Origin of the sequence: Ferdinandcohnia jepli (genome assembly GCF_047246645.1) — a bacterium.
In the GTDB taxonomy this organism is placed as follows: domain Bacteria; phylum Bacillota; class Bacilli; order Bacillales; family Bacillaceae_L; genus Ferdinandcohnia.
Window position 1 is genome coordinate 316488 of record NZ_JBFOKR010000002.1, and the last position, 13251, is coordinate 329738.

Sequence of the window (13251 nt, forward strand, 5' to 3'; positions counted from 1 at the left end):
GCGCGCGAGTGGGTATGTATTCTCTTTTTCTTACCCACTCAGCTTTAAAGAAGCGCGCGAGTGGGTATGTATTCTCTCTTTCTTACCCACTCAGCCATAAAAATGCGCCCGAGTGGGTTCGTATTTTCTCTTTCTTACCCAATCGTTCTTAAAACATGGCGTGAGTAGGTACGGAGTCGTCAGGGTGCGGTTCTTGTAATAGTAATTTTTAATTCTAAAAACAAAAACCCCGAGGACAAATCCCCGGGGGTTACTTACATTAAGCTGATTTCTCAGTGTTTTCAACAATAGTTCCATCATCCAAAAGAAGTTTTGGAGGAGTACTATTTGTCACTGTTTCTGCAGTGATGATATATTTTTTGATATCGTCTCTTGATGGTAGATCAAACATTACATCAAGCATGATACCTTCGATAATTGAACGCAATCCACGAGCACCTGTTTTACGTTCAATTGCTTTTTTCGCAATTTCCAATAGAGCATCATCTTCGAAGTCAAGTTCAACTTCATCTAATTCAAGCATCTTTTGGTATTGTTTTACAAGGGCATTTTTAGGCTTAGTTAAAATTTCTACCAACGCATCCTCATCTAGCGGCTCTAAGCTCGCAATGACTGGAAGTCGGCCAATAAATTCTGGAATTAAACCGAATTTTAATAAGTCTTCTGGTAATGATTTAGATAAAAGTGATACTTGGTCTAGTTCTTCTTCCTTCACTTCTGATCCAAAACCGATTACTTTTTTACCTAGTCGGCGTTTGATAATTTGTTCAATCCCATCAAAGGCTCCACCACAGATAAACAGGATATTTGTAGTGTCAATTTGAATAAACTCTTGGTGCGGGTGCTTTCTTCCACCTTGTGGAGGCACACTTGCAACCGTACCTTCAAGAATTTTTAAGAGGGCTTGCTGAACACCTTCACCTGAAACATCACGAGTGATGGAAGGATTCTCAGATTTACGAGCAACCTTATCAATTTCATCGATATAAATGATACCCTTCTCTGCCTTCTCAACATCATAATCAGCAGCCTGGATTAGTTTTAAGAGAATGTTTTCAACATCTTCCCCTACATAACCAGCTTCTGTTAGTGAAGTTGCATCAGCAATAGCGAATGGTACATTTAAAATTCTCGCTAAGGTCTGCGCTAATAACGTTTTACCACTACCTGTTGGACCAATCATACAAATATTACTTTTTGATAACTCAACATCATCTATTTTGCTATTAGAATTAATACGTTTATAGTGGTTATATACGGCAACTGCTAATGACTTTTTTGCAGCCTCCTGACCAATTACGTACTCATCTAATATTTCTCTTATTTCTTTTGGTTTCGGTACATCTTTAAATTCAACTTCTTCTTCTGTTCCAAGCTCTTCTTCTACGATTTCTGTACATAATTCAATACATTCATCGCAAATATAAACCCCAGGACCTGCTACCAATTTGCGGACCTGATCTTGAGTTTTCCCGCAAAAAGAACACTTAAGTTGCCCTTTTTCATCATTAAACTTGAACATCATGTCACCCCTTATTTGTTTCTTCTCTCTTCAGAATGCCTAATGCTTATTTCTTTCTTATTAGACTAATTCGAACTAATAGTTCGTTATTTTTCTTTATAAAATCAAATGCATCTTGGCGTATTTGTGCCCAGATTTTTCTCCAACTTGCTCAAATCCACCTAAATAGTTATGTATTGCATTGTACCATATTTTCTAAGTAAACAGGTAATAATAACACTTTGTCCGCTTAAAGGATATATAAAAAATTTTCCTAAACGCACAAGTACTGGTTTTTGCCAAGTTTTTCTTCATTATGTAAGTGTGTGCTCTGTTATTGTCCAGAAAGATATTTAATCTGCCCTCCTTTTTATCATTCCCATAATCGTGATAATAAAACTACTACCAAATGCTTATTTGTATGTATACCTTCTAAATATAGGTACAAAACAAGGCACGATTAACTCGCGCCTTGTTATTCCCTTATCTATTATTATGCAACACTTTTGCTGTTTTCTACAAGAAAATCGATTGCTTTTCTAATTTTTAAATCTTCTTTAATTCCATCTAAGCCACCAAGCATTTTTGTAAGTTCGTCCACTGAAGTACCGTACATTGTTGACATGTTTTCAAGTTCAGCAGTTACTTCTTCTTCAGTTACTTCTATATTTTCAACTTTTGCAATTGCTTCTAAAGTTAGGTTGATACGAACTCGCTTACCAGCATCTTCTTTCATTTGTTCACGAAGTGCATTTTCATCTTGACCAGAGAATTGGAAGTATAGATCAAGGTTCATACCTTGCATTTGTAAACGTTGTTCGAATTCACGTACCATACGGTCTAATTCAGTGTTAACCATAGCTTCTGGTACATCAATCTCTGCATTTTCAGCAGCCTTTTCGATTAACGTATCTTTTAAGTGGTTTTCAGCATCACGCTTCTTTGTTTCTTCTAAACGTGTTCTAGTTTTAGATTTAAGTTCGTCTAATGTTTCAACTTCGTCATTAACATCTTTAGCAAACTCATCATCTAAAGCTGGAAGTTCTTTTGCTTTAATTTCGTGTACTTTTACTTTAAATGTTGCTGGCTTACCTGCTAGGTTTTCAGCATGGTATTCTTCTGGGAATGTTACTTCAACATCCGTTTCAGCACCTGCTGCTACACCAACTAATTGCTCTTCAAAACCTGGAATGAATGATCCAGATCCAATTTCAAGAGAATAGTTTTCAGCTTTTCCACCTTCAAATGCTTCTCCATCAACGAAGCCTTCAAAATCGATTACAACTGTATCACCGTTTCCAATAGCGCCTTCTTCTTTTACAACAAGTTCAGCGTGACGCTCTTGTAGTTGAGTTAATTCAGCATCAACCTCTTCATCAGAAACAGTATCTTCAAGTCTTTCTACTTCAAGACCTTTGTACTCTCCTAATTTCACTTCAGGCTTTACTGTAACTTTTGCAGTGAAGATAAGGTTTTGGCCTTTTTCAATTGTCTCGATATCAATTTCAGGACGATCTACTGGCTCAATACCAGTTTCTTTAATTGCAGCTTCATATGCATCAGGAAGAATGATATCTAATGCATCTTGATATAATGATTCTACCCCAAAGCGCTTTTCAAACATTCCACGAGGCATTTTACCTTTACGGAATCCTGGTACGTTTACTTGTTTTACTACCTTTTTGAATGCTTCGTCAAGTCCTTCATTGAACTTTGCAGCGTCAACTTCTATTGTTAGAACGCCTTGATTTCCTTCTAACTTTTCAAATTTTGCAGACATTTATTGTTCCCTCCAACATCTATTTACTAACTATTTATTCCTATGTAATTTGCTACTACTCTTCATCCCGCATTAACGGTCAGTAATAGGAGTTTCACTTATCCGATAGGGCATCCAAGCATTTTGCAACCCCTACATTATAACACAGAATGTTAACCTTTCAACAGATAGAATATTTTTATGTTGTTAGAAAGTTTAACCAACAAAAACATTTTATAAAAGTAATAAGTAATTACCGCTTATTGTATAAAAGAAATACTCTCTATTTTCTCTAGTTTTTCAAGTGTATGCTTTAGTTGAAATAGGCTTACTCCATACTCTTCCTCAAGCTCCCGATTCTCTATTTCAATTCCTTGTAGCTCAGCACTATATAAATGTAATGCAGCGGCAAACATAGGAATTTCTTCTATTTTAAGAGTAAAAGGATATAACACAAATAAGTGTCTTAGCAACAAGTCCTTAGCTGTTTCATATAGGCTAGGGTTGTTGTGTTGCAGCTTATCTTCCAGTAAAGAAAGTATCTGTTGTGTATAAATCGAAGTAGATGGGTCCTCTAGTTTAGATGGATTAACCATTATTGTTTCTTTGAACTTTTCTACCTCTATCTCTTCATCAATCTGATTATTTACTAATAACTGTATTGCTAAAGTTTTTGCGATGGGATGCTTGTCCTTACTTCTCAAAAATTCAATAAATATGTCTAAAAAGCGTCGTATATTCAGGTCTTTTAGTGACTGAATTATTTGTAGCTGTTGTCCAAGATCTGTTTGTTCCAGGAGGACGTATTGCAGTTGTTCTCTTACATCCTCTCTAGATGTTTCTTCCTGTTCTATAGTAGGACTAGTACGTATCATTCTTTTGCTTAGCTCTAGGAGTTGCGTAAGATTATCTAAGTAATCCATAGGTACTGATCCTTCATCTAAGACAGCCTCAATTGTCGACTTTACTTCATCATATTGTCCAAGTTGAACGAGAATCATAACGTAAACTTGTAAAACATGAAAGTAGTCACCGATATCTTCCTTCAGCATAACTAAGCAGTTTTCCTTCGCTTCTTCAAATTTACCTAATTCAAATAAAGCAATAACAATACCTAACTCTATTTCATGATTCCCTTTTTCAAGTTCTTGAGCCTGAGTTAATAGAGAAAGCGCATCCTTAAAGTGTTTGGTTTTAAGTGCATCAAGCCCCTTTTCCATCAATCTTTCTTTAAGTTGTGGAAATTGTATAACTTTATCATTCTTTTTTGTTTGTTTACCCATAGGTTTACCGACCCCAAATATATTCATTTGAGTACTTAGTTTACCAATCAAAAAAAGAGAAAACAATAGGGTGAGACTTACATCCCACCCATTTTTCTCTCATACTCATCTATTTTTTGTTCATAAGAAAGTGTTTTGTCAATTTCATCCCAACCGTTTAAAAGCATTTCTTTCCAATAAGAATTAACAGTAAACTCTCTAGTAAAACCATTACTATCAGCTATTGTCTGCTTTTCTAACGAAACTGTACATTCATAATTAGGACTGGTCGCTTCTTTTAAAAAGTATTCTACGTCTTCCTTATCTACTACAATAGGAAGTAATCCATTTTTTAAACAATTATTATAAAAAATATCTGCAAATGATGGGGCAATAATTACTTTAAAACCATAATCCTGCAACGCCCATGGTGCATGTTCACGAGAAGAGCCGCATCCAAAGTTTTCATTTACAACAAGAATTGTTGCTTCGGCATTTTCTGGTCGATTCAGTTCAAATCCAAGTTCCGGCGTTCCCTCTGAAGTAAATCTCCAGTCAAAAAATAGATATTTACCAAAACCTACGCGTTCAATACTTTTTAAGAATTGCTTGGGGATAATTTGGTCAGTATCTACATTTGTACGGTCCATACCTGCAACCTTACCTTTATGTGTGATAAATGGTTCCATCGTTACGCCTCCTTCCCTAGTGCTGTTTTTTGCATTGTTCGTACATCTACGAACCTTCCATGAATTGCTGCAGCTGCTGCCATCGCTGGGCTTACTAAGTGTGTTCGTGCACCCTTACCCTGTCTTCCCTCAAAGTTTCGGTTAGATGTCGAGGCACAGCGTTCACCTGCTGGTACTACATCTGGATTCATACTTAAGCACATACTGCAACCCGCATCGCGCCATTCAAATCCCGCCTCACGAAATACCGCAGCCAACCCTTCTTTCTCGGCCTGGATTTTGACTTGTTGAGAACCAGGTACAACAAGGGCTCTTACAGTTGGAGCAACCTTATGCCCCCTAATAACCTCTGCTGCTTCTCTTAAATCACTGATTCTTGAGTTTGTACATGACCCAATAAATACATGCTGTACTTCAATTTCTGAGATAGGAGTTCCAGGCGCTAGTCCCATATATTCATAGGCTCTCTGAGCCATTTTACGATCTACTTCTCTATTAAAATCCTCAGGAAATGGTACTGTGTCTTCGATAGTTACACTCATAGATGGGTTTGTACCCCATGTAACGGTCGGTAAAATTTCTTCTGCATGTATTTCTACAACTTGATCAAATACAGCACCCTCGTCGGTAGCAAGCTCTCTCCATCTATTTATAGCCAGATCAAAATCAACACCAATAGGACTATATTTCCTGCCTTTTAAATAAGAAAAGGTTACTTCATCAGGACTAATTAACCCTGCCTTCGCACCACCTTCAATTGACATATTACAGATTGTCATTCGCTCTTCCATTGACATATTGCGAATGGCCTCACCGGTATACTCAATGACATGACCTGTTCCGAAGTTAATTCCATATTTTTTTATAATCGTTAAAATAACATCCTTTGCTGATACTCCGTTCGCTAATGGTCCAACGATATTTACCTGCATTGTTTTTGGCTTATGTTGCCATAATGTTTGAGTAGCAAGTACGTGCTCAACTTCACTTGTACCAATTCCAAACGCAAGTGCACCAAACGCTCCATGCGTGGATGTGTGACTATCTCCGCAAACAATTGTTTTGCCAGGCTGCGTTAACCCAAGCTCTGGACCAATAACGTGAACAATTCCCTGTTCAGGACTATGTAAATCCGCTAGTTTAATAGAAAAGTCTTGGCAGTTTTTTTCTAGTGCGCTCATTTGTTTTGCTGCAATTTCATCCTTTGTATTAAAACGGTCACTAGTAGTAGGTACATTATGATCCATTGTTGCAAAAGTCAAATCAGGTCTTCTAACTTTTCTATTTTTTATTCTTAATCCCTCAAAGGCCTGGGGAGAGGTTACTTCATGGACAAGATGTAAGTCTATGTAGAGTAGATCAGGTTTCCCCTCTTCTTGGTTAATAACATGCTTCTCCCATATCTTTTCAATGATTGTTTTTGGTGCCATATCGTCCCTTTCTCCTCCTTTTGTAAAATCGATTTTATCTTTAGGTTGTTTTCGTAAACTTTATTGTTTTTATCACAGTTGATTTACCCTCCATTCGGATGCTTTCCGCGGGCGTGGCTTGACCCTCCTCGTCGCTACGCTCCTGTGGGGTCTCAAGTCTCCCGCTTTTCCCGCAGGACTTTGAGAGGCTTCTTTGAATTCTCCCACGCACGAAGAAAATGCAATGCATTTTCGAGGAGTCACCGCCTTCCTCTTCAATCAACTTGGATTGCATATTTTAACTATGCAACAATCTTTTACAAAATAGCCTATCTTTATTTCACAATTCCTATAAAATGTACTTTTTATAAGGTACCCCTCACTTTTTCCAAATTAAGTGAGGGGAATTAATTTTTCTTTATAGTCAACCAATTGACATTTGAAACAATTTCCTATGCATAAGCTGCCATGATATTCGAGATTGCCCCATCCTCTACAAGGGCTTCTTTAATACGCTCGATCATTTCGGTTGTGGTGACTGGTCGTTTACCAAGTTTAGCTACATCAGCTGTACGGTAACCTGCATCTAACACTTGTTCTACTGCCTTTTCTATCGCTTTTGCTTCTTCTTCCATACCAAAGGATAGGCGAAGGAGCATCGCGGCAGATAAAACAGTTGCAACTGGATTTGCTAGATTCTTCCCTGCAATATCAGGTGCAGATCCATGAATCGGTTCATACAGACTTGGTCCTTCTGATGAAAGACTAGCTGAAGGAAGCATTCCTAATGAACCTGTTAACATGGATGCTTCATCACTTAAAATATCTCCAAACATATTTTCCGTAACAACGACATCAAATTGTCTCGGATTTCGGATTAGCTGCATTGCTGCATTATCTACAAGCATGTGTTCAAGCGTTACGTCTGGGTATTGATTTGCAACTTCCTCAGCAACTTCACGCCACATGCGGCTGGATTCCAATACATTTGCTTTATCAACAGATGTTACTTTATTTCTTCTTGTTCTTGCCATTTCAAAGGCCTTTTCAATAATTCTCTTCATTTCTGATCTTTTATAAGATAGTGTATCAACCGCTGTTTCCTCACCGTCGCTCATACTCCTGCCACTTGGCTTTCCAAAGTAAAGGCCACCTGTTAGCTCTCTCACAATTACAAAGTCTACATCTTCAACAATCTCTTTTTTAAGTGGAGATGAGTCTAATAGACTTGTAAAACATGTTACCGGCCTTACATTTGCGTACAGATTTAAAGCTTTCCGTATTTGGAGCAATCCTTTTTCAGGTCTTAAATGTGGTGGATTTGAATCCCACTTCGGGCCACCAACTGCACCAAGTAGCACTGCATCACTCTTCTTACATATCTCCAGTGTTTCTGCAGGAAGAGGAGTGCCTTCGTAATCAATTGCCGTGCCACCTATTAAAGCGTACTGAAATGTAAATTCATGATTAAATTGCTCACCTACAGCCTTCAGTACTTCAATTGCCCCTTTTGTTACTTCTTTTCCAACTCCATCTCCACGAAGTACGGCAATACTTTTCTTCATTCTGACTCCTCCTCTTTTATTTTTTCGCGAATTAGTAAGTCTCTTAGTAATAGCATTACCCTTCGCCTTTAAACACTGAAATTAGTAGGTTTATACACCAACCTTATCGAGTATCCTTTTGTTTTGCTCAACAGATAAGAGTCGATTCACTGCGTTTACATATGCTTTTGCAGAAGCTTCTAGCACGTCTTGAGCAGTCCCTCTTCCACTACTTTCATAGTTTTCATGCTTGATTTTCACATAAACTTCCGCAAGAGCATCACGCCCTGCACCAACTGATTGTATTCGATAATCATCAAGAGTAATTGTTATACCAATACATCGTTCCAGAGTGTTATATAGTGCTTCAACACTACCTGAACCAGTTGCCGCCTCTTGTATCTGATTACCTTCACGGTCCGTTAATGTGATAGTTGCTGTTGGAACTTGAGTCGTACCATATTGAACCTGCATCGCTGTTAATTGATACGCATCTTCAAGATTTGTTAATTTTTCATCGACTAAAAGTGTAATTAAATCATCATCTGTGATCTCTTTTTTCTTATCTGCTAATGCTTTGAAGAGCTTGAATACGTGATTTACTTCTTGTTCTTCTAACGTATAGCCCAGTTCAATAATCCGATTTCGGAATGCATGTCGTCCTGAGTGCTTTCCAAGAACCATTGAATTGGATTTTACTCCCACTAACTCAGGAGAGATGATCTCATAAGTGGTCTTTTCCTTTAGTACACCATCCTGATGAATTCCTGACTCATGGGCAAATGCATTTTTACCGATAATTGCTTTATTAGGTGGAATTATCATCCCTGTAAGTTTACTAACTAAATCACTCGTTCTTTTTATTTCACCGAGATTTAATCTGGTTTTAGCTTTGTAGTAGTCTTGACGTATATGCAAGGCAACAGCGACTTCTTCTAAAGAAGCATTCCCAGCTCGTTCGCCAATCCCGTTAATCGTACCTTCGATCTGTAATACTCCATGCTCTACAGCAGAAAGTGAGTTTGAAACCGCCATCCCTAAATCATCATGACAATGAGCGGATAGAATAACCTTTTCAATATTTGGCACATTTTCTTGTAGATAGCTAAAAATTCTACCGTACTCTTCCGGCGTTCCATAACCGACGGTATCAGGGATATTAATAACAGATGCACCGGCATCAATTACTTCTTTAATAATTTTCGCTAAAAAAGGTAAATCCGAACGACTCGCATCTTCAGCTGACCATTGAATAATTGGAAAAAACTTAGAAGCGTACTTCACACTTTCAACAGCTGTTGCAATTACTTGATCAGGTGTTTGTTTAAGTTTATATGTCATATGAATGGGAGATGTTGCTATAAAGGTATGAAGCCGTGGTTCAACACCACCCTTTAATGCCTCCCATGCAGCGTCAATATCATTTTTTGTGGATCGTGCAAGACCCGTAACCGAGCAATTTTTTATCATTTCGGCAATTTGTTTTACCGACTGAAAATCACCCTCAGAGGAAGCAGGAAAACCCGCTTCCATTACATCCACATTAAGACGTTCCAGTTGCTTAGCTATTTCAAGTTTTTCATGAAGGTTTAAATTGACACCAGCAGACTGTTCACCATCACGTAATGTAGTGTCAAATATATTAATTTTCTGCACGAGCACCCACCACTTCTTTCGCTTGTTTTTGTTTAACAAACGGCATCATTTCACGTAATTTACGACCCACAACCTCAATTTGATGCTCACTCTCACGTTTGTTAATTGCATTGAACTCTGGACGGTTGACTTGATTTTCTATAATCCAACCCTTTGCAAATTTGCCGGTTTGGATATCTTTTAAGACTTCCTTCATTTCTGCTTTTACATTTTCATTTACCACACGTGGGCCTGATACAAAATCTCCCCATTGTGCTGTGTCAGAAATGGAGTATCTCATTCCCTCTAATCCACCTTCGTACATTAAGTCAACGATTAGCTTTAGTTCGTGTAAACACTCAAAGTAGGCAACCTCTGGTTGATATCCCGCTTCTACTAATGTCTCAAAACCTGCCTTTACAAGTGAAGTAAGTCCTCCGCACAATACAGCCTGTTCTCCGAAGAGATCTGTTTCTGTCTCCTCTTGGAAAGTTGTCTCTAAGACCCCTGCTCGAGCAGCACCAATAGCTTTCGCATATGCTAGAGCAACATCCTTTGCATTTCCAGTAACATCTTGCTCCACAGCAATTAATGCTGGTACACCCGCACCCTCTGTGAAGGTACGTCTTACTAAATGTCCTGGTCCTTTAGGGGCAACTAAGAACACATCCACAAAGCTTGGTGGAACTACCTGACTAAAATGAATATTGAATCCGTGTGCAAACGCTAATGCATTACCAGGTTTTAAGGCTGGTTCAATTTCTTCTTTATATACCTTTGGTTGATATTCATCTGGCAGTAATACCATTACAACGTCTGCTTGCTCAACTGCCTCACGCACTGAGAACACCGGAAGCCCGTCGCGTTTTGCTTGATCCCATGACTTTCCTTCACGAAGGCCAACAATTACATCTACTCCACTTTCGCGTAGATTTTGTGCATGTGCATGCCCCTGTGAACCATAACCAATTACAGCAACCTTTTTATTTGATAAAACAAAATCATTAACATCTCCGTTATAATATACCTTTGTCATCAATAATCTCTCCCTTGTTAAAATTAAATTAGTTTTAGTAGAATGATAGCCTTTACGTTTTTACTTATAGGTGACTAACACTTTAAACGATTGAATAGGACTTCATATTCGAAACAATCTTTTGATTGCCTCGTGTAAAAGCAGTTGTTCCAGTTCTGGCAATTTCCTTTATTCCATATGGCCTTAATAAATCGATTAATGCCTCAACCTTTTCATATTCACCTGTGACCTGAACAACTAAACTTTCCTTACTCACATCAATAATTGATGCTCGGAAGGGTTCTATCAAACTATATATTTCATTCCTACTTGCAGGGGTTGAGGCTACTTTTATAAGAGCAAGCTCTCTTGCAACGATTGCTTGATTCGTGATGTCCATGACCTTCAATACATCTATCTGTTTGTTGAGTTGTTTGGTAATTTGCTCAACACCAGCTTCATCATCTAAATGAATAACAAATGTCATTCGAGATACACCTTCTGTTTCAGAATGGCCAACCGTAATGCTCTCGATATTGTAATGACGCTTAGTTAATAGTCCCGTTATTCGATTTAGCACTCCTGCTCGGTTATTTACGAGTAATGTTATGATTCTCTTCAAAGCTTAACACCTACCATTTCATGGTGACCCTTACCTGGTGCTACCATTGGATACACATTTTCATTTGGAGTAACACTGAAATCCATTAACACAGGTCCTTCATATTCGAATGCTTCTTGTAACACCTGTTCAGCCTCTTTTTCATTTGTTCCTTTCATCCCTTTTATGCCATATGCATCTGCTAATTTAATAAAATCTGGTTGATTATGGAGTAAGGAATGTGAATAACGTTGATTATAAAAAATCTGCTGCCATTGTCTGACCATTCCCAAAGCTTTGTTATTAAGAATGATTATTTTAATTGGGAGCTTTAGCTCATGAATAACTGAGAGTTCTTGTGCTGTCATCTGGAATCCACCATCACCTAGGATTGCAACAACAGTAGAAGATCTTTCAGCTAATTGTGCACCAATACTCGCTGGTAAACCAAACCCCATCGTGCCAAGTCCACCAGATGTTACCCAACGATTCGGCTTATTAAAATGATAGTATTGTGCGGCCCACATTTGGTGCTGCCCAACATCTGTTGTTACGATAGCCTCACCACCCGTATATTTATAGATAAGTTCTATTAATTTTTGAGGCTTAAGCTCCTCTTCGGACGGTTGATAACAAAGCGGATATTCTTTTTTCCAATTAGCTAAGGTTTCTCTCCATTCGTTTGTGTCACCTTGTTTTCCATTCTGATGAATAAGACTTTTTAGCACCTCTTTCGCATCGCCGACAACCGGAATCTTCGTTGGAACATTTTTCCCAATTTCCGCCGGGTCGATATCAATATGAGCAACCGTAGCGTGCGGAGCAAAATGTTGTAGATTTCCTGTTACCCGGTCATCAAATCTTGCACCGATGCTAATCAGTAAATCACATTCATGTAATGCCATATTGGCGGTATATGTACCATGCATACCTGCCATACCGAGGTAAAGTGGGTGTTCTGCAGGAAATCCGCCTAAACCTAACAATGTATGAGCTAAAGGTATACTTTGTTGTTCTACATACTCTCTCAATTCGTCAGCTGCTTTTGCATGGAGTACTCCTGCTCCCGCTAGTATGACAGGCTTTTTTGCTTGGCTAACTGCCTCAACCAGTTTTCGAATTTGTAAATGATTAGGCTGGATAGTAGGTTGATAGCCTGGTAGATGGATGTCTTGATCATAATCAAATACAGCTTCGTTCACTGTCATGTCTTTTGGAATATCGATTAATACAGGACCAGGTCTTCCAGAAGTAGCGATATAGAAGGCTTCCTTAATGATTCGTGGTAGGTCCTTTACATCCCTAACCTGATAGCTATGCTTTGTGATTGGCATGGTAATCCCGAGTACATCTGCCTCTTGAAAGGCATCCGAACCAATTACTGTTGAAGCAACCTGGCCTGTAAATACAACAAGTGGAATTGAATCAATCATTGCATCTGTTAGCCCTGTAACAATGTTTGTAGCTCCAGGTCCTGAAGTTGCAATGACAACGCCTGGTTTTCCAGATATTCTTGCATAACCCTCGGCTGCATGTATGCCTCCTTGTTCATGTCTTGCTAAAACATGAAATATCCCAGAATCATATAAACTATCATAAATTGAAAGTACAGCACCGCCAGGGTATCCAAAAATGACTTCTACATTCTCCCGCTTTAATGCTTCAATTAGCATTAAGGCACCATTCATTTGCGCAGAAGTATCAGTACGTTCTTCCACTTTTGCATTTACACGCATTTTTCTATCATCCCTTCTTTTTTAAAATGGTTCAACGTCAAATGTTGGGGTGAAGTGAATTTCGCTTCACCCTTTATCCAATATGCGTACCTAATCTTTT

Annotated in this window: 10 protein-coding genes; all 10 read right to left on the minus strand. The window is 38.4% G+C overall.

What is annotated here, in order from left to right:
• Nucleotides 1-259 precede the first annotated feature (259 nt).
• The gene (gene clpX / locus AB3M96_RS03525) at nucleotides 260-1522 is read right to left on the minus strand and encodes an ATP-dependent protease ATP-binding subunit ClpX (RefSeq protein ID WP_412966181.1); all 1263 of its coding nucleotides are present in this window, start codon (nucleotides 1520-1522) and stop codon (nucleotides 260-262) included.
• Between the two features lie 472 nt (nucleotides 1523-1994).
• Nucleotides 1995-3281 carry a trigger factor gene (gene tig, locus AB3M96_RS03530; protein ID WP_412966182.1) on the minus strand — a complete coding sequence of 429 codons (1287 nt, stop codon included), beginning with the start codon at nucleotides 3279-3281 and terminating at the stop codon, nucleotides 1995-1997.
• A gap of 239 nt (nucleotides 3282-3520) precedes the next feature.
• Nucleotides 3521-4594 carry a tetratricopeptide repeat protein gene (locus AB3M96_RS03535; RefSeq protein ID WP_412966183.1) on the minus strand — a complete coding sequence of 358 codons (1074 nt, stop codon included), beginning with the start codon at nucleotides 4592-4594 and terminating at the stop codon, nucleotides 3521-3523.
• 26 nt (nucleotides 4595-4620) lie between these two features.
• Nucleotides 4621-5211, minus strand: coding sequence for a 3-isopropylmalate dehydratase small subunit (leuD, locus tag AB3M96_RS03540; RefSeq protein WP_412966184.1), 591 nt, complete (start codon nucleotides 5209-5211; stop codon nucleotides 4621-4623).
• A gap of 2 nt (nucleotides 5212-5213) precedes the next feature.
• Complete coding sequence (gene leuC, locus AB3M96_RS03545; RefSeq protein ID WP_412966185.1) at nucleotides 5214-6641, minus strand: 3-isopropylmalate dehydratase large subunit; 1428 nt, start codon at nucleotides 6639-6641, stop codon at nucleotides 5214-5216.
• A 431-nt stretch (nucleotides 6642-7072) separates the two neighbouring features.
• On the minus strand, nucleotides 7073-8185 hold the full coding sequence (gene leuB / locus AB3M96_RS03550; protein ID WP_412966186.1) for a 3-isopropylmalate dehydrogenase: 1113 nt from the start codon (nucleotides 8183-8185) through the stop codon (nucleotides 7073-7075).
• 90 nt (nucleotides 8186-8275) lie between these two features.
• Nucleotides 8276-9820, minus strand: coding sequence for a 2-isopropylmalate synthase (locus AB3M96_RS03555; protein WP_412966187.1), 1545 nt, complete (start codon nucleotides 9818-9820; stop codon nucleotides 8276-8278).
• A complete protein-coding gene (gene ilvC, locus AB3M96_RS03560) occupies nucleotides 9807-10835 on the minus strand; it encodes a ketol-acid reductoisomerase (RefSeq protein WP_412966188.1) in 1029 nt (342 codons plus the stop codon). Before ilvC ends, AB3M96_RS03555 begins: the two co-directional genes overlap by 14 nt.
• Nucleotides 10836-10917: 82 nt before the next feature.
• Complete coding sequence (ilvN, locus tag AB3M96_RS03565; RefSeq protein ID WP_412966189.1) at nucleotides 10918-11436, minus strand: acetolactate synthase small subunit; 519 nt, start codon at nucleotides 11434-11436, stop codon at nucleotides 10918-10920.
• Nucleotides 11433-13151, minus strand: coding sequence for an acetolactate synthase large subunit (ilvB, locus tag AB3M96_RS03570; RefSeq protein WP_412966190.1), 1719 nt, complete (start codon nucleotides 13149-13151; stop codon nucleotides 11433-11435). The genes ilvN and ilvB overlap by 4 nt, the downstream gene beginning before the upstream one ends.
• Nucleotides 13152-13251: the final 100 nt, after the last annotated feature.